Origin of the sequence: Segeticoccus rhizosphaerae (assembly GCF_005222685.1) — a bacterium.
Classification (GTDB): domain Bacteria; phylum Actinomycetota; class Actinomycetes; order Actinomycetales; family Dermatophilaceae; genus Segeticoccus; species Segeticoccus rhizosphaerae.
Window position 1 is genome coordinate 1 of sequence record NZ_SWMA01000034.1, and the last position, 23,603, is coordinate 23,603.

Here is a 23,603-nt window from a genome sequence, read left to right on the forward strand (position 1 = left end):
CGGGCTACCTGGACATGGTCGCCGCCGAGCTCAACGACCGGCCCCGCAAACGCCTCGGCTGGCGCACCCCCGCCGAAGCCCTCGACCAACTACTGTCGGAACAGTCAGATCCACACGGTGTTGCACCCACCGCTTGAATCCGCCGCCCCGAACCTCGCAAAGATTCCTCACGGGGGCTGGCAGAATCGGTGGTATGCCCCGTGCCAACCGTCGTCGTCCGCAGGGGCCCCGTGGTGACCTCGGCCGATCGATGCAGGGCATGGTCCGCACCGAGAGCCACGCCGACGGCGACTGGCTGGTGCGCACCGTCCGGGGCAACGACTCGGGCAAGGCCTACCGCTGCCCCGGCTGCCAGCAGGAGGTCCCCGCCTCCGCGCCGCACGTGGTCGCCTGGCCCGCCGACGGACTCGGAGGCCTGGCCGAACGCCGGCACTGGCACACGCCCTGCTGGCGGGCCCGCCACCGGCGCACACCGCGCGGTTCCTGGAAGTGAGCGGCACCCGCCGGCCCCGCTTGTTGCTGGGGCTCGGCGTCATCGGTGACGCCGATCGCCAGCAACTTCGAGGGTGCACAGCGGGCTAGCGAGAGGTGGCTGCCTCGGAGGCCATCGCGGTGGCCACGTCCCGCGGATAGGTTCGGCGCGCCACCAGCAGCACCAGCCCTCCGACGACGAGCACCGAGAGCAGGACGAGGAAGGCCCGCGTCAGGCCGACGGCACCGCCGCCCTGGGCGAGGTTGTCGGCGGGCCCGGGGGGCGCCAGCACGGTCGACAGCCAGCCGAAGGCCAGCGGAGAGCCGGACTTGAGCAGGGTCTGGAAGAAGTTGCGCACGCTCTCGGCCCGGCCCCACAACCGGGAGTGCATGATGTCGAGCCGGGCCGCGTCCAGTGGCGGGTTGATCGCGCCCAGGGCGGCCGCACCGAGCAGCAGCAGCGGGATGGCCACCACCACCGACGAGAGCCCGAAACCGGGTAGCAGGAAGGCCACCGCCAACAGCAGGGACACCCCGCCGACCAGCGGCCGGCTCGTGACGTGGCCACGCCCGATCAGCCGGTCCGACACCTGGCCGCTGGCCAGTGTGCCGGCGATCACCGCCGCCCCCACCCCGACCAGCATGAGCGTCGCCAGGCTCTGGCTGACGTCGAACCGACCCCGCACGAAGACGATCGCGAAGGTCTGCATGCCCGCGACGTAGAAGTACCCCAGGGCCGAGGCCAGGATGATCACGACGTTGGTGCGGATCGACAGCACGTAGCGGACCGCCCACGCCAAGGACCGCCCCGCCGGGTCGCTGTCCAGGACGAGGCCTTCGTGCGGCACGATGCCGGCGTCCTCGATCGCCTCTGCGAGACCGCTGCGGGCGGCTCCGGGCACCACCGCTGCGTCGCGGTCGGCATCCTCCGGTGGCGAGGCGGCCACCCCGTCGCCCACGCCGAGGAGGGCGTCGCCGACGTGCACGACGCTGCCTCCGCCCCGTGCCGGTTCGGGCAGCAGGCGCAGGAGCACCACCGCCAGGGGTGGCCCGACCGCGGCGACGACCCAGAACGACCCGCGCCAGGACCACAGGGCCGAGATCTCGCCGGCCAGGACGAGACCCGTCGCGGCCCCGGCGAACTCACCGGTGAGGATGAAGCCGAGGGCACGGCCGCGATCCGCGTTGGGGAACAGGTCCCCGGCCAGCGAGGCGACCACCGGCGTCGCCGCCCCCACCCCGGCGCCCAGGACGAGCTGGCCGAACAAGAGCATGGAGTATGACGTCGCCGCACCTTCGATGGCGAGGGCCGCCGACCACGCGAACACGCATCCCGCCAGCAGCCGGACCCTGGTCACCCGGTCGGCCAGCAACCCGAAGGGCAACGTCGTCACACCGGACATCAGACTCGCGGCGGTGACCAGGAGGCCGATCCCGGTGTTGTCGACCCCCAGCGCAACCTTCATGTCGGGGGCGACCGCGCCCGCGACCGTCTGGTCGGCGGCGGCCATTCCGAGCACGCCCGACAGCAGCCAGATCACCCGGAACCGGGCCGGGCCGCCCACGACGTCGCGCAGCCGGTCCAGCACCAGACGGTGCGGAGCGGTCATCGGGACCGGCCGGTCCGGGACACGGCGCTCGGGTGGGTCACGCTTCCAGTATTTCCGGTGCGGGGCCTCCGTGCCGATGTCATTTCCCGTGTCCGGGCGCTCGTCGGCCGCGGTGCGGGCGGGACGGCACGGTCAGACGTGGCTCTGCCGAGGCACCAGGACCTCTTCGTAGAGCAGCAGCAGCCCGGCCGCGATCGGGATGGCGATGAGGGCACCGAGGACACCGAGGAGCGTCCCGCCCGCCAGCGCCGCCACGACGGTGACCGCCCCGGGGACCGAGACGGTCCGCTGCATGACCCGCGGTGCGATCACGTAGTTCTCGAGCTGCTGGTAGACGACGTAGTAGACCCCGGCGATGATCGCGAGGCGTGGCTCGGTGAAGAACGCCACGATCACCACGAGGACCGCGCCGAGGGTCGCGCCGACCATCGGGATGATGCCCAGGAAGCCGACCACCACGGCCAGCACCGCGGCATACGGGATGCCCAGGATCGTCATCATGATCCAGCTGCACACGGCGTTGATCGACGCGACGGCGACCTGTCCGATCGCATAGCTGCCGACCCGCCGCAGGATCTCCTCGGACAGGGAGCTGACCCGCTCGCGGCGGCTGCTCGGCACCATCTGGTAGGCCGCCTGCTTCACGCGGGGCAGCGAGGCCAGGAAGTAGAGCGTCAGGACGAAGACGGTGAGCGTCTGGAACACCCCGGAGACGACCGCCTTGCCGGCACCGAGGACACCGCCGAAGACCTGTCCCACCGTGTCCCCGCTGGTGATTCGCTTCTGGAACTCCGCCTGGATCTTGTCCGTGAGGTTGTAGTCGCGGTCGAGCTCCTGCACCCAGTGGCTCTGCAGCACGTGCTCGACGTAGTCCGGCGCGTTCGTGGCCAGCTCGGTGCCCTGCTGCACGACGGGCGGCACGACGAGCATGCCGATCGCGGCAAAGACCACGAGCAGCCCGAGGAACACCAGGCCGACCGAGCCCCACCGACGGACCCCCCGCCGGGTCAGCCACTCCACGATGGGGTTGAGCGCCAGGGCCAGGAAGATCGCGACGACCAGCAGGGTGAGCGTGGTGGTCAGCATGGTGACCGCGTGCACCAGCCCGTAGGCGACCAGGACCCCGATGGCGCCGACGAACCCCATGTAGAACGGCGACTGCCGGTTCAGCGGCCGCCCTGCGCGGCCGAAGTCGGAGTCGTCGCCGGACGCCTGCCCCCGGCCGGCAGCCGCGCCGGCCTGCGGGGCGGGGGCAGCAGCCGGGTGGACGGGAGCGTGGGGCGCGGGCGGGGCAGCGGACGCGCCGACCTCGCCCGCCGTCGCGGTCGGCTCCGGCCGCTGGATCCGGTTGCTCGCCTGCCAGCGGTCGCGCTGCTCGTGGCGCCACGCTCGCCAGCGCCGCACCAGGTCGCCTCGTGCTCCTGACACCGTCCGGCCGGTGGAACGTCGCTTCGTCACGCCCGCATTCTGTCTCAGGCGTCGTGGAACCGGTTGATCGCAGCCTCGTGTCGCGCCCGCAGCTCCGGATCGGTGACCCCGAGGCCCGCCTCCGGGGCGAGGGCCAGGACGCCGACCTTGCCCTGGTGCAGGTTGCGGTGCACGTCGTGGGCGGCCCGGCCGGTCTCGTCGAGCGGGTAGGTCTTGCTCAACGTCGGGTGGATCAACCCGCGCCGGATCAGGTCGTTGGCCTCCCACGCCTCGCGGTAGTTGGCGAAGTGCGAGCCGATGATCCGCTTGAGGTTCATCCACAGGTAGCGGTTGTCGTACTCGTGCACGAACCCGGACGTCGAGGCGCAGGTGACGATCGTGCCGCCCTTGCGTGCGACATACACACTGGCGCCGAAGGTCTCGCGCCCCGGGTGCTCGAAGACGATGTCCGGGTCGCGGCCGCCGGTGAGCTCGCGGATGTCGTGGCCGAAGCGCTTCCACTCCCGGGGGTCCTGGGTCTGCTCGTCCTTCCAGAAGCGGTATCCCCCGGCGTTGCGGTCGATGACCAGCTCGGCGCCCATCGCGTGGCAGATCGCGGCCTTGTCGGGGCTGGAGACGATGCACACCGGGGTCGCGCCCGAGGCAAGCGCCATCTGCGTGGCGTAGGAGCCGAGGCCGCCGCTGGCGCCCCAGACGAGCACCACGTCACCGAGCTTCATGCCGGCGCCGTTGCGCGAGACCAGCTGCCGGTATGCCGTGCTGTTGACCAGCCCGGGCGAGGCCGCCTCCTCCCAGGTCAGGTGCGCCGCCTTGGGCATCAGCTGGTTCGTCTTGACCACGGCCAGCTCGGCCAGGCCGCCGAAGTTGGTCTCGAAGCCCCAGATCCGCTGCTCGGGGTCGAGCATCGTGTCGTTGTGCCCGTCGGCGTGCTCGAGCTCGACCGACAGGCAGTGGGCGACGACCTCGTCGCCGGGCTTCCAGGCGTTCACGCCGGGCCCCGTGCGCAGCACGATCCCGGCCAGGTCGGAGCCCAGCACGTGGTAGGGCAGGTCGTGCCGGGCGGACAGCTCCGACAGCTTGCCGTAGCGCTCGAGGAAGCCGAAGGTGGGCATCGGCTCGAAGATCGAGGACCAGACGGTGTTGTAGTTGATCGCGCTGGCCATCACCGCGACCACCGCCTCGCCCGGCCCGAGCTCCGGCACGGGCACCTGCTCGACGTGCAGGCTCTCGCGCGGGTCCTTGTCCTTGCTCTCCCGTCCGGCGAACATCTCGGTCTCGTCCTTGTGGACCGTGACGGCGCGGTAGGAGTCGGGCAGCGGGAGCCCGGCATACGTCTGCTGGTGGCGGTCCCCGGAGAGGATGGCGTCGCGGATGTCCTTCATCGTCGTGCTCCTTGGCTGGAGGCGGCGGGTGGGCTTGCGGTGCCGGACAAACTACTGGCCGGTAGCGGCCTGGGGGGCGGTTTGAGACGACCGCCACACCGCGCGGTCAGGGCGCGGAGGCCGGCTGCACCAGCTCGACGAGCACGCCCCCGGCGTCCTTGGGGTGGATGAAGTTGACCCGGCTCCCGGCCGTGCCACGGCGCGGCGCGTCATACAGCAGCCGCAGGCCGCGCTCGCGCAGCGTGGCGCCGACCGCCTCGATGTCCTCGACCCGGTAGGCGACCTGTTGCACGCCCGGCCCGGAGCGGTCCAGGAACTTCGCGATCGTGGACTCGGGGGAGAGGGGTGCGAGCAGCTGCACGCAGGAGCCGGAACCCCCGACGGCCATCATCGCCTCGCGCACGCCCTGCTCCTCGTTGGTCTCCTCGTGGGTGAGGGTCATGCCGTAGGTGTCGCGGTAGAACGCGATCGCGGCATCGAGGTCGGCCACGGCGACGCCCACGTGGTCGATGGCGGTGAACAGGTCGGAGGTCATGGTCGAAGAGTAGGCGCGGCGCCCCCGGCTCGGCTGTGCCGATGGTCACGTCCGGTGGCAGGGCCCGGCGTGGATACAGTGGAGGTGAGCAGAGATCCTTACCCGTTGGAGGCCTTCGATCATGAGCGACACCGCCCCGTCTTCCGTCATCGTCGCCGGAGCACGCACCCCCATGGGGAGGTTGCTCGGCTCACTCAAGGACTTCTCCGGCACCGACCTCGGCGGCTTCGCCATCAAGGGCGCGCTCGAGAAGGCCGGTGTCACCGGTGACCAGGTCGACTACGTCATCATGGGCCAGGTGCTCACGGCGGGCGCCGGTCAGATCCCGGCCCGGCAGGCCGCGGTCAAGGCCGGCATCCCGATGACCGTGCCGGCGCTCACCATCAACAAGGTCTGCCTGTCCGGTCTCGACGCGATCGCGCTCGCCGACCAGCTCATCCGCGCCGGCGAGTTCGATGTGGTGGTCGCCGGTGGGCAGGAGTCGATGACGAATGCGCCGCACCTGCTGGAGAAGAGCCGGTCCGGCTTCAGGTACGGAGACGTCACGATGCACGACCACATGGCCTACGACGGGTTGTGGGACGTGTTCACCGACCAGGCCATGGGTGGCCTGACCGAGGACGCCAACAAGGCCGACCAGGAGTTCTCCCGCGAGGAGCAGGACGCCTTCTCGGCACGCAGCCACCAGCTGGCGGCCAAGGGCTGGAAGGACGGGCTCTTCGACGACGAGGTCGTCTCGGTCTCGATCCCGCAGCGCAAGGGCGACCCGATCGACTTCAAGACCGACGAGGGCATCCGGGCCGACACGACCACGGAGTCGCTCTCCCGGCTGCGCCCGGCCTTCCGCAAGGACGGCACGATCACGGCCGGCTCGGCGTCGCAGATCTCCGACGGGGCGGCCGCGGTGGTGGTGATGAGCAAGGCCAAGGCGCAGGAGCTCGGCCTGACCTGGCTCGCCGAGATCGGAGCGCACGGAGTCGTGGCCGGTCCCGACTCGAGCCTGCAGAGCCAGCCGGCCCACGCGATCGCCAAGGCCTGTGAGCGAGAAGGCATCTCGCCGACCGACCTCGACGTGGTCGAGATCAACGAGGCGTTCGCCGCGGTGGGACTGGCCTCGATCAAGGAGCTCGGCCTCGACGCCGACAAGGTCAACGTCAACGGTGGCGCGATCGCCCTCGGACATCCCATCGGTATGTCGGGTGCCCGCCTGGTCCTGCACCTCGCCCTCGAGCTGAAGCGCCGAGGCGGAGGAGTCGGCGCCGCCGGTCTGTGCGGTGGCGGCGGACAGGGCGACGCCCTCGTGGTCCGCGTCCCGAAGGCCTGAGGCAGGGATGGCGCGACCCGTCGACGTCTCGGCGCTCGTCGAGGCCGCGCGGGCCGGCTCACCCCGAGCCGTGGCCCGGCTGATCTCGCTGGTCGAGGACGCGCACCCGGCGCTGCGCGAGGTGATGTCCGCCCTCGCCCCCCACTCCGGCCGGGCGCACATCATCGGCATCACCGGCAGTCCCGGGGTCGGCAAGTCCACCTCGACCAACGCGCTCGTGGCCGCATTCCGGGCCAGGGAGCAGCGGGTCGGGATCCTGGCGGTCGACCCGTCCTCGCCCTTCTCGGGGGGCGCGCTGCTCGGCGACCGGATCCGGATGCAGGACCACGCCCTCGACCCGGAGGTCTACATCCGGTCGATGGCCAGCCGCGGCCACCTGGGCGGGCTCTCGTGGACGACCCCGCAGGCGCTGCGGGTGCTCGACGCCGCCGGTTGCGACGTCGTGCTCGTGGAGACGGTGGGCGTGGGTCAGAGCGAGGTCGAGGTTGCGGGGCTGGCCGACACGACGGTGGTGCTCCTCGCTCCCGGCATGGGTGACGGCATCCAGGCCGCCAAGGCAGGCATCCTGGAGATCGGGGACGTCTTCGTGGTCAACAAGGCCGACCGCGACGGCGCCGACGCGACGGTCCGCGACATCCGCCACATGATCAGCCTCGGCGACCGCACCGAGCCCGGGCTCTGGCGTCCCCCGGTCGTCAAGACCGTGGCCTCGCAGTCCGACGGTTTCGACGAGGTGATGGAGGCCATCGACAAGCACGTTGCCTGGATGGAGTCCAACGGCACGCTGCGGGAGCGCCGGGTGCGTCGCGCCGGCGACGAGATCGAGGCGATCGCGATCCGGTCGCTGCGTTCCAGGATGGGCGACCTGCGGCACGGCGAGGGGGTCGAGGCGCTCGCCGCCGACGTGGTCGACGGGCAGACCGATCCCTACACCGCGGCCGACCAGGTCGTCGACGCCCTCACCTGACCGAGGTCGCGCGCCGTCGCCCCAGGACGTCCTGCGAGGTGGTCGCCCGGTCGGCCACCGTGCAGGACGTCCGGCAGCGGGTGGTCGGGAGGGCGCAGGCGGCAGAGGCGTTCGAGCGCCCGCACGCCCAGCTCGACAGCCTGCTCGAATGCCGGATCGACCTGCGCAAGGACGACCCGGGGCAGCGGAACGAGGCCTTCGGCGCGTTCGAGGGGGACGAGATGGTCGGCGCCGCGATGACCTTTCTTCCGTTGCTCGACAACACCGACCTGATGTGGTTCATGGCGTTCGTCGAGCCGGAGCGGCGGCGGGCCGGCATCGGGTCGCTCTTGGTCGAGCACTGTGTGGACCGTGCGCGCGAGCTCGGGCGGCACAGCCTGATGAGCGACGCGTTATCCCGTGGCGGACCGGGAGGCCCATCCCTACCGCCGCTTCGCCGAGCGCCACGGCTTCGCGTTGGCCATCACCGAGATCGTGCGTGAGCTCGAGTTGCCTGTTTCGACAGGCCTGCTGGACGAACTGGCGGCTGAGAGCGCGCCGCACCACGCGGCATACGCACTGCAGACCTTTGCCGACGGGCTGCCGGACGAGCTGCTCCCGTCCTACTGCGCGGCGCAGAACCGGCTCGCGGTGGACGCGCCGATGGGCGACTTCGACCTGGAGGAGGAGAAGGCCACGCCCGAGATCGTCACCCGGCACCGCGGTCAAGGTGCGCAACCTGATCGAGTTCCAGCGGCGCTTCCCCGGCAGCTACCGCGTGCAGACGGGCAACTCGGAGGTCAACCGCTACATGGTGTCGATCAACGAACGGCTGGGGTTCCGGGTGGTCGAGCTCTGCGCCGAGTTCAAGCGGGTGCTCTCGCCGGACGGCTGAGTGCACGACACGTCGTGTGGATATCTCCCTGACAGACACGATGTTCGGGTTGATACTTGCCACGCTCATGTGGAAGGCGATCCGGTACCGACGAGCGCAGGCCCTGGTGATCGCGGCGCTCTCGGCGCTGATCACCGCCTGCGCCGTCTTCGCACCCCTCTACGACCGGGCACTCCAACAGTCACTGGTCGGCGCCCGGCTGGCGCACGACCCGGTGCAGGCCAGCGGGTTGCGGCTGACCTCCTCACCTTCGACGGACGCGCCCATGGCGTCCTCGCCGGAACAGCTCGGGGCGCAGGTGCGCGGTCGCCTGCGCACCGCCTTCCTCCCGCCACAGCCGAGTGTGACCCTCTCCGCCGACGCGCGGTCGCCGAAGGGCGTGGCCCTGTCGGCGGAGGTGCTGTGGCGGCGGGGGATGTGCGAGCACGTGAGGTTCACCTCGGGCCGGTGTCCCACCTCGGCCGGTCAGGTGGCGGTGAGTTCCGTGGACGCGAAGAGCTGGCACTGGCGGGTGGGCGAGCAGATCCCGCTCACCCCGCCCCGGTCCACGACTCCGACGACGCAACCGCCCACGAACACGTCGGTCCGGATCACTGGGGTCTACCAACAGCGGCGCGGTGACTACTGGTACGGCACATCATTGACCGGGTGGTCCGGGGCGCAGGACCCCGACTCAGGAAGTGTCCGAACCGACCGGATCCTCACGGCGCGGGCCACGACCGTCACCGACTGGGCGCACCAGAACCCGACGCTGGACCTCAGCAGCCAGATGGACTTCCCGCTACGCAAGGACGTCGTCGGCATCGACCGGCTGATGGACCTGGGGCCGCAGGTGGACGCGCTGACGGCCCGGATCGCGCCCGAGGTCTCCAGCCCGGGGCTGCCGACCGTCACCGTCTACTCGGGGCTGTCCGCGCTGGCCCAGGAGATGCGTCACGAGCGCGACCAGGCCGCGCAGATCGTGCCCATGCTGATGGTGCAGCTGGCGCTGCTCGCTCTGGTCGTGCTGTGGCTGGTGCTCGGGGCGGTCGTGGAGCAGCGGCGACCCGAGGTGGCGCTGGCCCGGTTGCGCGGCCGAGGCACCAGCGGGGCGCGCCGGCTGGTGCTGCGCGAAGTCGGGGCGATGGTGCTCGTCGGCGTCCCGGCCGGTGCCGTGCTGACCCTAGTGCTGTCGTGGCTGGCCCGGCGCTACTGGCTGCCTGTCCCGGCGCCCTTCGAGTGGCGCCTGCCCGCGTGGGTGGCCCTGCTCCTCGCGGCGGTCGTGCTGCTGGGCACGGCCTTCATGGCCGTACTGCGCGTTTCGCGCGAACCGGTCGCCTCGCTGTTGCGGCGGGTGCCGGCGCGACGGGTCGGATGGCGGGTCGGTGCGGCCGATGCGGTGGTCGTCGCGGTGGCGATCGTCGCAGTCGTCAACGTCACCTCGGGCAGCGCGCAGGGACCGCTGGCCCTGGCGACCCCCACCCTTCTGGCCGTCGCCGTGGGACTGGTCCTGGCCCACCTGGTCGTGCCGGTGGCCACCGTCCTGGGCCGTTCGATGCTGGCCCACGGACACCTGGGCACGGGCCTGTCCGCACTCCAGATCGCGCGTCGTCCCGCGACCCGACGGGCCGTCGCTGTCCTCACCGTCTCCACCGCACTGCTCGTCTTCGCCGCCAACGCCCTGGTGATCGGGGCCCGCAACCGCAGCGACAGCGCCCAGCAGGTCGTCGGCGCCGCGCGCGTGGTGACCGTCGACCGCCCCGCCCTGTCGGAGGTGCGCCGCGTGCTGGACCGGCTCGACCCGAGCGGGCGTGAGCTCACGCCGGTCGTGCAGGTCCAGCCGCCAGGGCCGGAGGCGAGCACCGTGGAGGCCGTGGTGCCCGACCAGTTCCGCCGGATCGCCCTGTTCCCGGGCGCACCCGAGGCCGCTGCGGCGTTGCCGCGCCTGGTCCCGAAGACCGCGCCACCGCGACGGGTCCGAGGCACCAGCATCTCCGCGAAGGTGTCGACGAGCGGGATGGTGCCGTCTCCCGGGAGCCCGGTCGAGCTGCGGCTCCAGCTCCTGACTGCGGACAACGAAATGAGGACCGTCATCCTCGGCAACCTGCCGTACCGGGGGTCACGCGCGACGGTGCTGCACGCACTGCTCCCCTGCCGCACCGGCTGCACGGTCACCGGGCTGACCCTGGACATGGGCATCGGCGCGTCCGACCTGGGTGGGCGGTTCGTCCTCTCGAAGGTCCGCACCTCCGACCAACCGCACGTCTGGCTGGGTTCGGCGTCCGAGTGGTACCCCGTGGACGGATCGGACGGCGACGGGCGGATGGCCGCCGCCTCGGCCGCGCCGGCCGGGGTGCTGGCCGTGGACTACGTCGCGGTCGCCGGGCCCGAGCTGACCATGACCCACCGGTGGGTTCCGAGTGACCTCCCGGCGCTACTGGCCGGGGCCGGCCCGCCGGACGCCCAGCACGGCCGGTTCCAGGCCGCCGGGCTCGACGGGATCGACCGGTCCATGCACCGCGTCGGGCACGTCGCGTTCGTGCCGGGGGCGCCCAAGGACACCCTCCTGGTGGACCTGGACATGCTGCAGCGCGGCGGGCAGGAGCCCGCGACGCTGGACTCCCTGCAGGTGTGGTTCGCCCACGACGACCCGGCCCTGCTGGCGCGGCTAACCACGGACCTGGGCAAGCACGGCATCTCGGCCACCGAGTCCACCACGCCCAGCGACCAACGACGCACCTACGACGAGTCGGCCGCCGCGATCGGCCTGGGCCTGGCCCTGGTCGTGGGCATCGGGGCGCTGCTGATCGCTGCCCTGGTGCTGCTGGTGCTCGTCGCCACGTCCTGGCGGCTGCGCACCCGTGACTATGCCGCGCTGCGGCTGGCCGGCGTGCCGCGCGGACGCATCACCGCCCTGGCGCTGGGCGAGCAGCTGCCCGTGGTCGGCCTCGCCGTCGTGGTCGGCGCGGGCTGCGGGGTCTATGGCGCGCACCTGGCCATGCCGAGCGTGCCGCTCTTCTCCACGCCGCCCGCAGTGTCGGTGCTCGACCTGGTGACCGACTGGCCGGCCGTGCTGGTCTCAGCCGCAGGGGCGTTCGTGCTGCTGGTGGGAGTCGGGACGCTCTGCGGTCGTTGGCTGTCGGCGCGTTCCCACCTGCTGCGCGTCAGGGAGATGCCGTGAGCACCGGGCGGCGGGGACTGGCCATCGCCACCCACGGCCTGGTGCACATCTACCGGTCGGAGGGCAATGACGTCGCGGCGCTGTCGGGAGTCGACCTGCGGGTCGCGCCCGGCGAGATGATCGGGCTGCTGGGCCCTTCCGGAGCGGGCAAATCCACGTTGCTCACCCTGCTGGGCGGCCTCTTCCGCCCGAGTGCCGGCAAGATCTTCGTGGGGGACGTGGAGCTCTCGGGGCTGTCCGGGCGGGCGCTCGACCGGATGCGGGCGAGTCGGGTGAGCCTGATGCTGCAGGGTGCCTCCCGCAACTTGCTGCCCTACTACACCCCATGGGAAAACGTCGAGTTTGCCCAGGTCGCAGCGCGCTCCGCGGGCGCCGACGTACTTCCCGAGGTCGAGGAAGTCCTCGAGCTGGTGGGTCTGCGCGACCAGGCGAGCTCCCCGCTGTCCGAGCTTACCCCCGGTCACCTGCAGCTGGCCGCCCTGGCGGTCGCGGTCGCCGGTCGCGCCGGGGTGCTGCTCGCCGACGAACCCACCAGCCAGCTCGACCACGAGGCCCGCGACGCGGTGCTGCAGACCATCGCCCGGGTCAACGCGGAGACCGGCACCACGGTGGTCCTCGTCACCCACGACCCCGAGGTCGCACGGGCGATGCCGCGCACGATCACCATCAGGGACGGCCGGATCGGCGGTGAGGGCAGGCTGGGAGAGGAGTATGCCGTCGTGTCCGCCGACGGCTTCCTGCCGCTGCCCGCGCACGCCCTCGAGGTCCTGCCACCGGGCACGCTCGTGCGGGTCCACGCCGAGGACGGCACCTACCGGCTCGTTCCGGAGCCCCGCACCGACGACACCGATCCGACGAGCGACAGTGAGGGGGCACCCCGATGAGCGGGACCAGCGCGCTCCTGCGGGGGAAGCGCCCGTGACCGGCATGGTGGAGGTACCGCCCCGGACGACGGACGCGCTGCGAGCCGAGGGCCTCGAGGTGGCCTACGGAACGGTTGTCGCCCTGCACGATGTCACCCTCCACCTGAGCCCCGGCAGCCTCGTCGCGGTCACCGGCCCGTCCGGCGCGGGCAAGACCTCGATGCTGTGGGCGCTCGCGGGCGCGGTGGCCCCGAGTCAGGGGGAGGTGCGCTTCGGCGACCGGTTGGTCGCCGAGCGCGAGCGCGCCGCGGGACTCGGGATCGCCTTGGTGCCGCAAGGAAACGGACTTGCCGACATGTTGACTGCGACCGAGAACATCACGGCCGCCCTGCTGGCCCTCGGGGTGAGCGCTGTCGACGCACGAAGGAGGGCGAGTGAGGCCCTGACCGCTGTGGGCCTGGTCGACTCCGGTGACCACCTCATCGAGGAGCTCTCCGGCGGCCAGCAGCAGCGGGTGGCGGTGGCCCGCGGGCTCGCCGCACGGTCGACCGTCCTGCTCGCGGATGAGCCGACGAGCGACCTCGACTCGGGCAACCGGGAGCGCGTCGTGGCGCTGCTGCGCGCCGAGGCCGACGCGGGGGCGGTGGTGCTGATGGCCACCCACGACCCCGAGTCCGCGGCCGAAGCCGACGCGGAGATCGTGCTCGACCAGGGCGTCATGACGTGGAAGCGGGTGGCCGAGGAGAGGACGAGTGGAGAGGCATAAGGTCGAGACATGCTCTTCGCCTTCTCCATCGCACCCTCTGGTTCCGACTCCGCCGACGGCTCGGTCAGCAAGGCCGTGGCCGAGGCCATACGTGTCGTGCGCGACTCCGGGCTGCCGCACGAGACCACCTCCATGTTCACCACGATCGAAGGTGAGTGGGACGAGTGCATGGACGTGGTCAAGCGGGCCTGCGAGGCGGTCCAGGCCAGCAGCCCACGGGTCTCGCTGGTGCTCAAGGCCGACCTTCGCGCCGGCTACACCGGTCAGATCCAGGAGAAGGTGCGGCGCATCGACGCCGTGCTGGACGGCGACGCTTCAGAAACTTCGTGACGGGCGAGTATGTCGTCCGCCCACCGGTGGCGGAAGATGCGCCGGCCATCGCGGCCACGCACGTCCGGGTGTGGCGCGAGGCGTACGCCGGCGTGATGCCGCAGGACTACCTCGACGGCATGGACGTCGAGAAGTCGGTGGCCAAGTGGCGGCTGATCATCGCCGACGAATCCGCTGCCGCCACGCGGAAACGATCCGACCCGGTCGTCAAGGTCACCCGGATCGCCGAGCACATCGCCACCGGGGACGTCATCGGTTTTGCGACGTTCGCTCCGGCCCGAGACGAGGACCCGCCCACGCCGGGTGAACTCTGGGCGATCAACATCCTTGCCGCGCACCACGGCTCGGGGGTGGCCGACCAGCTGATGGCGGCCACGGTGGGTGACCGGCCGGCATACCTGTGGGTCGTGGAGCAGAACCTGCGCGCCCAGGCCTTCTACCGGCGGCACGGCTTCGGCGTGGACGGGGGAACGTCGGTGCACGAGGTGACCCCGACCCGCGAGATCCGGATGGTGCGTCGCTCCGGGTCAGGAGCGCAGTGACCGCACCCGCTTCCGTGCGTCGCCCAGGGCGATCCCCGCGGCCGACGCCGGCCTGAAGGCACGCGCCGCCGCGGTGAGCGCGCTGAGCTCGTCTTGGGCGAGCACCACATCCGCCGCCGCGACGTTGAGCTCGAGCTGCTCGACGCTGGAGGCGCCCGGAATCACCACGACCCGGGGCTGGTGCAGCAGCCACGCGAGCGCCGCCTGGGCGGGGCGGACGTCGTGGGCGGCGGCCACGTCCCGCACCTGGTCCAGCAGCAGGGCGGCCCGGGTGAGGTTCTCCTCGCTGAAGACGGGGTTGTGGGACCGGATCCCCGACGGCCGGTGCGTCGCGTCATAGCGGCCCCCGAACAGGCCCTGCGCGAGCGGGCTGTAGGCGATGACCACCCGCTCCTCCTGCTCCGCGAAGGGCACGAGGTCGGCGAGCGGCCCCGCGTGGGCGAGCGAGAACTGGACCTGGTTGCTGACCACCGGACGCCCGAGTGCGGCGTCGGCCCTGTGCCAGCGGGCGAGGGAGTAGTTCGAGACGCCGACCGCGCCGATCCGCCTCTCCCGCAACAGGTCCCGCATGCCACGCATGGTCACCGCGTCCGGGACCAGCGGGTGTGCCTGGTGGATCTGGTAGAGGGGGATCCGATCCAGCTGAAGTCGCCGCGCGCTGGCCCGTTCGCGACGGCGCACCATCGGGGGAACCGGCAGGAGGGGGAACAGCTTGCTGGCCACGACGACCTCGTCACGACCCGGCCCGAGCGCCTCACCCAGGATCCGCTCGCTGCGGCCGAACCCGTAGAGCTCGGCGGTGTCGAAGAGGGTGACCCCGAGCTCACGTGCCCGCCGGACGATCTGGCCGGCGGTGTGGTCGGCGTACTCCTCCCCGTAGCACCACTCCTTGGTGCCGAACTGCCACGTGCCCAGGCCGATGCGGCTGACCCGCCCGGCGCCGGGGATGTCGAGGTGTTCCATGGCATCCAGACTAGGTTGGCCCCGTGCCCGCCCGATTCCGGTTGCCTTTCGACCCGATCCTGCGTGCCCGCGACCTCTGGCGGGCCCGGTGGGGTGCGCAGGCGGCACCGGCGGAGATGGCGGCGGCCACCTCGATCATGCGCGTGCAGCAGATCCTGCTCGGCGACTTCGACTCCCGGCTCGCACCGCACGGGCTCACCTTCGCGCGCTACGAGGCGTTGGTGCTGCTGGCGTTCAGCAGCCGAGGGGAGCTGCCGATGAGCAAGGTGGGGGAGCGGCTCATGGTGCACCCCACGAGTGCGACCAACATCGTGCAGCGGCTGGCGGCGCAGGGCTTCGTCGACCGGGTGCCCAACCCGAGGGACGGTCGTGGTGCGCTCGCCCGGATCACTCCGGCCGGCGAGGACGTGATGGAGGCGGCGACCCGCGACCTGGTGGTGTCGGACTTCAACCTCGGCACGCTCAGCACGGCCGAGCTGGCCCAGCTTTTCGCGTTGTTGCGCAAGGTCCGCCTCGGTGCCGGCGACTTCGACGCCTGAGTGAGGACCCGAGCGAAGCGAGGCCCGGAGCGATGGCGGAGAAGCGCCAGAGGGAGCGGCGACTTCGACGCCTGAGCCGGGGATGTGACATTACTAGGACGTCCTAGTAAATTGGGGGTATGACCACCACTGCGCAGCAACCCGAGCCCTCCGTCCCCACCAGCGGCCGGTCGCGGTGGCAGGAGCGGTATGACGATGCGCTGGCCAAGGGGCGCGTGCGCGACGCCGACTTCACCACGCTGTCCGGCGTCGAGGTCGACCCGGTCTACGGGCCGGACGCCGCTGCCGAGGCGGCCGACGAGCGGATGGAGCGGATCGGCTGGCCGGGGGAGTACCCCTTCACCCGTGGCCTCTACCCGACCGGCTACCGCGGGCGCGCGTGGACGATCCGGCAGTTCGCGGGGTTCGGCAACGCCGAGCAGACCAACGAGCGCTACAAGATGATCCTGCGCAGCGGTGGCGGTGGCCTGTCGGTGGCGTTCGACATGCCGACCCTGATGGGTCGCGACTCCGACGAGCCGCTCAGTCTCGGCGAGGTCGGGCACTGCGGCGTCGCCATCGACTCGGCGGTCGACATGGAGCGGTTGTTCAAGGACATCCCGCTCGGTGACGTGACGACCTCGATGACGATCAGCGGCCCTGCGGTGCCCGTGTTCTGCATGTACCTCGTCGCGGCGGAGCGCCAGGGGGTCGACACCGGCATCCTCAACGGCACGCTGCAGACCGACATCTTCAAGGAGTACATCGCGCAGAAGGAGTGGCTGTTCGCGCCCGAGCCGCACCTGCGTCTCATCGGTGACCTGATGGAGTACTGCTCGGCGAACATCCCCGCCTACAAACCGCTCTCGGTATCCGGCTACCACATCCGCGAGGCAGGGTCGACGGCCGCGCAGGAGCTGGCGTTCACCCTCGCCGACGGCTTCGGCTACGTCGAGCTCGGGCTGTCCCGCGGCCTCGACGTCGACGCGTTCGCCCCCGGACTGTCCTTCTTCTTCGACAGCCACCTCGACTTCTTCGAGGAGATCGCGAAGTTCCGTGCCGCCCGGCGCATCTGGGCGCGATGGATGCGCGACGTCTACGGCGCCAAGACCGACAAGGCGCAGTGGCTGCGCTTCCACACCCAGACCGCCGGTGTGTCGCTGACCGCACAGCAACCGATGAACAACGTGGTGCGCACCTCCGTCGAGGCGCTCGCCGCGGTGCTCGGTGGCACGAACTCGTTGCACACCAACGCTCTTGACGAGACGCTCGCTCTGCCGACGGAGCAGTCCGCCGAGGTCGCCCTGCGCACCCAGCAGGTGATCATGGAGGAGACCGGCGTGGTCAACGTCGCCGATCCGCTCGGCGGTTCCTGGTATGTCGAGGCCCTCACCGACAAGATCGAGGCGGAGGCCGAGGCGATCTTCGAGAAGATCCGGTCGATGGGCGAGAAGGACCGGGCGGCAGACGAGGACGGGGAGCGAGAGCACCAGATCGGTCCGATGACCTCCGGGATCCTGAGGGGCATCGAGGACGGCTGGTTCATGTCCGAGATCGCCGAGGCTGCCTTCCAGTACCAGGTCGCGCTCGAGAAGGGTGACAAGAAGGTCGTCGGCGTCAACTGCCACACCGAGTCGATCAGCAGCGAGCTGGAGATCCTGCGGGTCAGCCACGAGGTGGAGCGCGACCAGGTACGCGTGCTCGGTGAGCGCAAGGCGGGTCGCGACGACGCAGCGGTGCGCGCGGCGCTGGAGCACATGGTCGACGTCGCGGCCACGGAGGACAACATGATCCCGGCCATGCTCGACGCCGTCCGCGTCGAGGCGACCATGGGCGAGATCTGCAACACATTGCGTGACGTGTGGGGCGTCTACCGCGAGCCGGCACGGTTCTGAGCGCGTCCCACGAGCTGCTCGACGGAGCCGGGAATTCTCCGATCGGCGGCACTCTGCTTATCGTGCAGGCATGAGAGCCCGTTTTGCCGTCGTCCTCACGACCGCTGCCCTCTTGGCCGTCGCCGGGTGCAGCGGCTCCGACGCGGACGCCGGTGGCTCCGCCTCGCCGAGCGGCGGGGCGACCAGCATGGTCGCCCCGAGTGCGAGCGGCGAGGCGACCAGCGGGCCGTCCTCGTCCACGCCCAGCGACTTGCCGACGTCCACCTCCAGTCCCACCCCTCCTGCGCCCGAGGGCGTCATCAGCCCGGAGCGTGCCGAGCAGCAAGCGGCCCGGGCCCTGACCGCCCAGAACCAGTCGGTGAGCAGGAGCGGCAAGGCGGCGCAGCAGGCACGCCGGTCCGCCTGGACGGGCGCGGGGTTGCGCGCGGCCACGGGGGACGCGCGCGTCGCGAAGGTTCGCAGAGGTTCTCCCGACAACCCGGTCTTCGCCCCGGTGCGCCCCAACGTGCTGGCGATCAGCCGCGGAGCCGGCCACCCGGCATACCTGGTCGTCCAGACCGAGCCGCCTGACCGGGAGACGCCGGTGCTGCACCTGATGCGTGCCGACCGGGCAAGCGCCCCGTTCCGCATCCAGGAGTCGGCGCTCATGCTGCCGGGCACCTCGATCGCGACGTTCGACCCCCGGGAGAACGGTTCGGTCGTGGCGACCGGCCGTCACCCCGGCAAGGCCGCGCGGTCGGCACTTCGGCAGCTGGCCGTCAAGCCGGAGGCCCTGCTCTCCGACTACTCCCGCTACCTGAGCTATCCGCGCAAGAAGGTCGACCACCGCCCGTTCGCCGCCGACCACTTCGCCGCGTCCGTGCGGGCCGGGGCGGCGCAGCAGGCCGACGCCGTGCGGACGCAGGCCGACTTCGGCCAGTCACACCGCGTCCTGCCTGGTTCCGTCGTCACCGTGCAGCAGCAGGGCGGTGGTGCGCTCGTCTTCGCCGCACTGGAACGGCACGACAACTTCCACATCAAGCCGGGCCAGACGGTCAAGCCCACCAAGGCCTTCCAGGTGTTCGCCCCCGACCAGCAGAAGATCGAGATCTCGGCACGGGTGACCACGATCGAGTTCCTGGTGTTCGAGGTGCCGGAAGGGACCGGCCGGGCCACCCTGGTCGGGGCCTCGGAACATCTCGTGGGCGGCAAGGGCCACTGACGTCCTCGCGCGTGGATCAGGGACAATGACGACATGACTTCGCAGCCGTTCAATGCCGCGGCCCTCCGGGGCGCCGTCGACCTGTCCGCCCTCGCCCAGCCCCCCGCGGGCCAAGGCGCGCCGGGAGGCGGGGCGACAGGTGCTGGCGGCTCGACCGACGGCCTCGTCGTCGACATCGACGCCCAGGGCTTCGGCACCCTCGTCAACGCCTCCTCCCGGTACCCGGTCGTCATCACCCTCTGGGCCGCCTCGCAACCGGCGTCCCGCGGCCCCGTGGACCAGCTGGCCAAGGCGGTTCGCGCCCAGGCCGGGCGGGTCCAGCTCGGCGTCGTCGACATCGACCAGGCGCCCGAGATCGCCCAGGCCTTCCAGCAGCTCGGCCAGAGCGCCCAGCTGCCGGCGGGCACCCCGATGACCACCGTGGCGTTCCTGCAGGGGCAGCCGATGCCGCTGCCCCCCATCCCGTCCGACGAGGCGGCCACGCAGCTGCTCGAGGAGGTCGTCAAGATCGCGGTCAGCAACGGGGTGGCCGGCCGCGTGCCCGGGGACCACGACGCCGACGCCGACGAGGGACCGGCCGATGGGTCCGACGGCGACGTCGAGGCGGAGCTGCCGCCGCTGCACCAGGAGGCCTACGACGCGATCGAGCGCGGTGACCTGCAGGCGGCCGCGGACGCCTTCACCCGCGCCGTCGAGGCGGACCCCACCGACGCCGACGCCAAGCTCGGGCTGGGTCAGGTCACGCTGATGCAGCGCACCGCCGGCGTCGACCTGGCCGCCGCGCGGGCCAAGGCTGCCGACGCACCCACCGACGTGGCGGCCCAGACCATGGTGGCCGACCTCGACGTGCTCGGCGGACACGTCGAGGACGCCTTCGTGCGGCTGATCGACCTGGTGCGGGCGACCAGCGACGAGGAGCGCAACGCCGCCCGCGAGCACCTGCTGGGGCTCTTCGAGGTCGTGGGGAGCACCGACGAGCGGGTCAGGAAGGCCCGCTCGGCCCTCACCAACGCCCTCTTCTGAGGATCGCCGACCGTCCCGGCCGAGGTCGCGCCGGTGTGGCGCCGCACGTCGCTCGTGCGCAAGGATGACCGCATGGACGGGCAACGGGTCGACCTGGAGGTGCCGGGGACCGATCACCGGCTCGGCGTGCTCCGCTACGGGCACTATGGGCGCCCCGTCCTGGTCTTTCCCAGTGAGGCGGGTCGTGCCGAGGACTTCGCGAGCAACGGCATGGTGGAAGCCGTGTCCGGGCTGGTCCAGGACGGCCGGGTGAGCTTCTTCTGCGTGGACTCCATCGACGCCTGGTCCTGGTCGGACCGGTCCGTGTCGATCGAGGAGCGCGCGCGCCGACACCGGACCTACCAGGGCTGGCTGGACCGGGCGGTCCTTCCGTGGATCGAGGAGCAGACCGGCGGCCGCCACGAGATGATCGCCCTCGGGGTCTCGATGGGCGCCTACCACGCGGTGCACTTCGCCTTCCAACGCGCCGACGTGGCTCCGCTGGTCATCGGGCTGTCCGGCAACTACGACGTCGGCAGCTGGCACGCCTGGGGCGAGCGTGGTGACGAGACCTACTTCGCCAACCCCACCGACTACGTCGGCGGTCTGCACGGTGACCAGCTCGACTGGCTGCGCGCCCGGCTGTCGGTCCTGCTGGTCGTCGGGCAGGGGGCCTTCGAGACGCACCCGACCGGGGCGCTGCCGTCCACCCGCAGCTTTGCGGCCCTGCTGGCGGAGAAGCAGATCACCCACCAGCTGGACGTCTGGGGAGAGGACGTGGCGCACGACTGGCCGTGGTGGCAACGTCAACTCGCCCACCACCTGCCCCGATTCTGTTAGGAATGAGCATGGCCTCCTCGCGCACGCACCAGATCGGTCTCCTCCTCGGCGCCGAGGAGGACTGGCCAAGGGCGTTCGAGGCCCTCGTGCGGCGGCTGGGGGTGATCAGCGACTCCTCGGGGGCCCGGCACTCGTTCACCACCGAACGGCTGACCATCGAGCCGTTCAACCTCCGCGACAAGCCCCACGACGACCTGGTCATCGACCGCCTCGCGCACTGGTACTACCACCCGCGCGAATGGCTGAAGAAGGTCGCGTTGATGGACGACGTCTACCTGCTCAACAGCCCCTTCACCTTCCAGTCGATGGAGAAGCACTCGGCCTACTGCGCGCTCATGCGCCTCGGGATGAACGTGCCCGACACCGTGCTCGTCCCCTACAAGAACCCGGTCGACAACGTCCGCTGGGCCTACACGTCGTCCAAGTACAACCAGCCGTTCGACCTGGACGCGATCGCGAACGGCATCGGCTACCCGATGTTCATGAAGCCGTTCGACGGAGGTGCGTGGCGCGGGGTCTCCATGATCAAGAACCAGGCCGATCTGCACCGCGCGTATGACGATTCGGGCGAGATGCTCATGCACCTGCAGGCCGCAGTCGACGGCTACGAGGTGTTCGCCCGGGCCCTGACCATCGGTCCTGAGAGCATGATCATGAAGTTCCGCCCGGACCTGCCCATGCACGACCGGTATGCCGTCGCCTACGACTTCCTCACGCCGCAGGTCGGTGCCGAGGCGGTCACCATCGCGCAGACCGTCAACGCCTTCTTCCGGTGGGAGTTCAACTCCTGCGAGATGCTCGTCAAGGACGGGGTGGTCTACCCGATCGACTACGCCAATGCCTGCCCGGACGTGGCCGTCACCTCGTTGCACTACTACTTTCCCTGGGCGATGAAGGCGCTGCTGAAGTGGAGCACCTTCTGCCTCGCCACCGGTCGCAAGGCCAGGACGCAGGTCGACCCCGACCCGTGGTTCGCGGTCGCCGACCAGGAGGCGCTGGGCTACCGCGACAAGCTCGCGGGCTACCAGAAGCTGGCCGACCAGCACTTCGACAAGGCGCGCTACGAGGAGTTCTGCGCCCAGGCGTTCCCGCACCTCGACGAGATGGTCCTGGAGTGGGTGCAGTCACCGGAGTTCGACACCCTGCTGGTGGACACCGTGCGGTCCACCTACCCGCCGCACGAACTCGACCGGTTCCTCGGCCACTTCCGTGGGTTGGTCGGCCTGTGGGTCAAGGACGAGAGCGCGCGGCTGGCGGCCTGAGCGGGAGGACGCGTCAGGAGGTGAGGGCGGCCTCGACCACCTCGCGGGCCTCGGCCTGCACCTGCTCGAGGTGCTCGGGCCCGCGGAAGGACTCCGCGTAGATCTTGTAGACGTCCTCCGTGCCCGACGGGCGGGCGGCAAACCAGGCGCTCTCCGTGGTGACCTTGAGCCCGCCGATCTTCGCGTCGTTGCCCGGTGCCTTGGTGAGCTTGCCGGTGATCGGTTCCCCCGCCAGGGAGTCCGCGGTCACGTCATCGGGGGAGAGCGCCGCCAGCTTTGCCTTCTGGTCGCGGGAGGCTGGCGCGTCGACCCGTGCGTAGGCCGGGTCACCGAACTTCTCGACCAGCCCGGCGTAGTGCTGGCTGGGTGACTCGCCCGTCACGGCCTGGATCTCGGAGGCGAGCAGCGCGAGGATGATGCCGTCCTTGTCGGTGGTCCACACGCTGCCGTCGCGGCGCAGGAACGAGGCGCCGGCGGACTCCTCGCCACCGAACGCGATCGAGCCGTCGAGCAGCCCCGGCACGAACCACTTGAAGCCGACCGGCACCTCGGTCAGGGTTCGACCCAGGTCGGCGACGACCCGGTCGATCATCGAGGACGACACGAGCGTCTTGCCGACTGCCGCGTCGGGCGCCCAGCCCGGGCGAGCACCGCCGTAGAGGTAGCGGATCGCCACGGCCAGGTAGTGGTTGGGGTTCATCAGGCCGGCGTCGGGGGTGACGATGCCGTGGCGGTCGGAGTCGGCGTCGTTGCCGGTCGAGATGTCGAAGTCGTCCTTGCGCTCGATCAGCGAGGCCATGGCCGACGGCGACGAGCAGTCCATCCGGATCTTGCCGTCCCAGTCGAGGGTCATGAAGCGCCACGTGGGGTCGACGAGGGGATTGACCACGGTGAGGTCGAGTCCGTGCCGCTCCGCGATCTCGCCCCAGTAGGCGACGCTCGCGCCACCGAGGGGGTCGGCGCCGATGCGGACACCGGCCGACCGGATCTGCTCGAGGTCGACCACGTTCGGCAGGTCGTCGACATAGGTCCCCATGAAGTCGTATGCCGTGGCGGCAGCCCGCGCGCGGGCGAAGGGGATGCGCTGCACCCCTTCCAGCCCGGCCTCGATGAGCGCGTTGGCCCGGTCGGCGATGGTGCGGGTCGCGTCGGTGTCCGCCGGACCACCGCTGGGCGGGTTGTACTTGAAGCCGCCGTCTCGTGGCGGGTTGTGCGACGGGGTCACGACGATGCCGTCCGCAAGCCCTGAGCTCCCGCCACCCTTGCCGCGGTTGGCCCGCAGGATCGCGTGCGACACCGCGGGAGTCGGTGTGTAGCCGTCCCGGTCGTCGACCAGCACCGTGACGTCGTTGGCGGCGAGGACCTCCAGCGCCGACGCCCACGCCGGCTCGCTGAGGCCGTGGGTGTCGCGTCCGACGAACAGCGGTCCGTCATAGCCCTTCTCACGCCGGTAGTCGCAGATGGCCTGGGTGGTCGCGAGGATGTGCGTCTCGTTGAACGCGGTGTCCAGGCTGCTGCCGCGGTGCCCCGAGGTCCCGAACGCCACGCGTTGCTCCACCTGGCCCGGGTCGGGCACCTGCGTGTAGTAGGCGGTGACCAGGTGCGCGACGTCGACCAGGTCTGCGGGCTGGGCCGGCGTGCCGGCGCGGGAGTCGTTCATCGCGGTTCCT

At 71.1% G+C, this 23,603-nt stretch carries 22 protein-coding genes and 1 pseudogene; 17 read left to right on the forward strand and 6 right to left on the reverse strand.

The features are described from left to right. A pseudogene (locus tag FCN22_RS22975) lies at nt 1–137 on the forward strand (IS30 family transposase); the annotation flags it as partial. Nucleotides 138–193: 56 nt separating this feature from the next. Continuing rightward, the gene (locus tag FCN22_RS17450; protein ID WP_137122845.1) at nt 194–493 is read left to right on the forward strand and encodes an Rv1322 family protein; all 300 of its coding nucleotides are present in this window, start codon (nt 194–196) and stop codon (nt 491–493) included. A gap of 85 nt (nt 494–578) precedes the next feature. On the opposite strand, the gene FCN22_RS17455 is transcribed toward FCN22_RS17450, so the two are convergent. From FCN22_RS17455 to mce, 4 genes are all read right to left on the reverse strand, one after another. Further along, the gene (locus FCN22_RS17455) at nt 579–2,081 is read right to left on the reverse strand and encodes an MFS transporter (RefSeq protein ID WP_137122846.1); all 1,503 of its coding nucleotides are present in this window, start codon (nt 2,079–2,081) and stop codon (nt 579–581) included. A 132-nt stretch (nt 2,082–2,213) separates the two neighbouring features. Further along, entirely contained in the window at nt 2,214–3,539 is a 1,326-nt protein-coding gene (locus FCN22_RS17460) for an AI-2E family transporter (RefSeq protein ID WP_238384808.1), read from the reverse strand. Nucleotides 3,540–3,553: 14 nt separating this feature from the next. After that, complete coding sequence (gene ccrA, locus FCN22_RS17465) at nt 3,554–4,891, reverse strand: crotonyl-CoA carboxylase/reductase (protein ID WP_137122847.1); 1,338 nt, start codon at nt 4,889–4,891, stop codon at nt 3,554–3,556. Nucleotides 4,892–4,997: 106 nt separating this feature from the next. Further along, the gene (mce, locus tag FCN22_RS17470) at nt 4,998–5,426 is read right to left on the reverse strand and encodes a methylmalonyl-CoA epimerase (RefSeq protein ID WP_137122848.1); all 429 of its coding nucleotides are present in this window, start codon (nt 5,424–5,426) and stop codon (nt 4,998–5,000) included. A 121-nt stretch (nt 5,427–5,547) separates the two neighbouring features. Here mce and FCN22_RS17475 point away from each other — a divergent pair, with 121 nt between their 5' ends. From FCN22_RS17475 to FCN22_RS17510, 9 genes are all read left to right on the forward strand, one after another. Further along, nucleotides 5,548–6,750, forward strand: a complete 1,203-nt coding sequence (locus FCN22_RS17475; RefSeq protein WP_137122849.1) for an acetyl-CoA C-acetyltransferase — start codon at nt 5,548–5,550, stop codon at nt 6,748–6,750. A 7-nt stretch (nt 6,751–6,757) separates the two neighbouring features. Beyond that, nucleotides 6,758–7,717, forward strand: coding sequence for a methylmalonyl Co-A mutase-associated GTPase MeaB (meaB, locus tag FCN22_RS17480; RefSeq protein WP_137122850.1), 960 nt, complete (start codon nt 6,758–6,760; stop codon nt 7,715–7,717). 38 nt (nt 7,718–7,755) lie between these two features. Further along, entirely contained in the window at nt 7,756–8,199 is a 444-nt protein-coding gene (locus FCN22_RS17485) for a GNAT family N-acetyltransferase (RefSeq protein ID WP_162308249.1), read from the forward strand. Between the two features lie 227 nt (nt 8,200–8,426). Beyond that, nucleotides 8,427–8,591: a hypothetical protein gene (locus FCN22_RS21685; protein WP_162308250.1), complete on the forward strand. Its 165-nt coding sequence runs from the start codon at nt 8,427–8,429 to the stop codon at nt 8,589–8,591. A gap of 67 nt (nt 8,592–8,658) precedes the next feature. Beyond that, complete coding sequence (locus FCN22_RS17490; RefSeq protein ID WP_162308251.1) at nt 8,659–11,751, forward strand: FtsX-like permease family protein; 3,093 nt, start codon at nt 8,659–8,661, stop codon at nt 11,749–11,751. Next, the gene (locus tag FCN22_RS17495; protein ID WP_137122853.1) at nt 11,748–12,635 is read left to right on the forward strand and encodes an ABC transporter ATP-binding protein; all 888 of its coding nucleotides are present in this window, start codon (nt 11,748–11,750) and stop codon (nt 12,633–12,635) included. The genes FCN22_RS17490 and FCN22_RS17495 overlap by 4 nt, the downstream gene beginning before the upstream one ends. A gap of 43 nt (nt 12,636–12,678) precedes the next feature. Then, nucleotides 12,679–13,380, forward strand: a complete 702-nt coding sequence (locus FCN22_RS17500) for an ABC transporter ATP-binding protein (RefSeq protein ID WP_137122870.1) — start codon at nt 12,679–12,681, stop codon at nt 13,378–13,380. A gap of 9 nt (nt 13,381–13,389) precedes the next feature. Further along, nucleotides 13,390–13,710, forward strand: coding sequence for an MTH1187 family thiamine-binding protein (locus tag FCN22_RS17505; protein WP_137122854.1), 321 nt, complete (start codon nt 13,390–13,392; stop codon nt 13,708–13,710). After that, nucleotides 13,707–14,252 carry a GNAT family N-acetyltransferase gene (locus FCN22_RS17510; RefSeq protein WP_238384809.1) on the forward strand — a complete coding sequence of 182 codons (546 nt, stop codon included), beginning with the start codon at nt 13,707–13,709 and terminating at the stop codon, nt 14,250–14,252. The genes FCN22_RS17505 and FCN22_RS17510 overlap by 4 nt, the downstream gene beginning before the upstream one ends. Here FCN22_RS17510 and FCN22_RS17515 read toward each other — a convergent pair. Beyond that, nucleotides 14,238–15,215: an aldo/keto reductase gene (locus FCN22_RS17515; RefSeq protein WP_137122855.1), complete on the reverse strand. Its 978-nt coding sequence runs from the start codon at nt 15,213–15,215 to the stop codon at nt 14,238–14,240. The genes FCN22_RS17510 and FCN22_RS17515 overlap by 15 nt on opposite strands. 23 nt (nt 15,216–15,238) lie before the next feature. Between FCN22_RS17515 and FCN22_RS17520 the strand changes: the two genes are divergently transcribed. The 6 genes from FCN22_RS17520 (at nt 15,239) to FCN22_RS17545 (ending at nt 21,933) form a co-directional block, all read left to right on the forward strand. Next, the gene (locus FCN22_RS17520; protein WP_238384810.1) at nt 15,239–15,754 is read left to right on the forward strand and encodes a MarR family winged helix-turn-helix transcriptional regulator; all 516 of its coding nucleotides are present in this window, start codon (nt 15,239–15,241) and stop codon (nt 15,752–15,754) included. A 119-nt stretch (nt 15,755–15,873) separates the two neighbouring features. Beyond that, entirely contained in the window at nt 15,874–17,628 is a 1,755-nt protein-coding gene (gene icmA / locus FCN22_RS17525; protein WP_137122856.1) for a coenzyme B12-dependent isobutyryl-CoA mutase large subunit, read from the forward strand. 70 nt (nt 17,629–17,698) lie between these two features. Then, nucleotides 17,699–18,829 carry a hypothetical protein gene (locus FCN22_RS17530; protein WP_137122857.1) on the forward strand — a complete coding sequence of 377 codons (1,131 nt, stop codon included), beginning with the start codon at nt 17,699–17,701 and terminating at the stop codon, nt 18,827–18,829. Between the two features lie 33 nt (nt 18,830–18,862). Beyond that, on the forward strand, nt 18,863–19,852 hold the full coding sequence (locus tag FCN22_RS17535) for a co-chaperone YbbN (RefSeq protein ID WP_137122858.1): 990 nt from the start codon (nt 18,863–18,865) through the stop codon (nt 19,850–19,852). A gap of 72 nt (nt 19,853–19,924) precedes the next feature. After that, nucleotides 19,925–20,671, forward strand: a complete 747-nt coding sequence (locus tag FCN22_RS17540; protein ID WP_137122859.1) for an esterase family protein — start codon at nt 19,925–19,927, stop codon at nt 20,669–20,671. An 8-nt stretch (nt 20,672–20,679) separates the two neighbouring features. Further along, entirely contained in the window at nt 20,680–21,933 is a 1,254-nt protein-coding gene (locus tag FCN22_RS17545; protein ID WP_137122860.1) for an ATP-grasp domain-containing protein, read from the forward strand. A 13-nt stretch (nt 21,934–21,946) separates the two neighbouring features. Here FCN22_RS17545 and pgm read toward each other — a convergent pair whose 3' ends face one another. Continuing rightward, nucleotides 21,947–23,593 carry a phosphoglucomutase (alpha-D-glucose-1,6-bisphosphate-dependent) gene (gene pgm / locus FCN22_RS17550; RefSeq protein ID WP_137122861.1) on the reverse strand — a complete coding sequence of 549 codons (1,647 nt, stop codon included), beginning with the start codon at nt 23,591–23,593 and terminating at the stop codon, nt 21,947–21,949. Nucleotides 23,594–23,603: the final 10 nt, after the last annotated feature.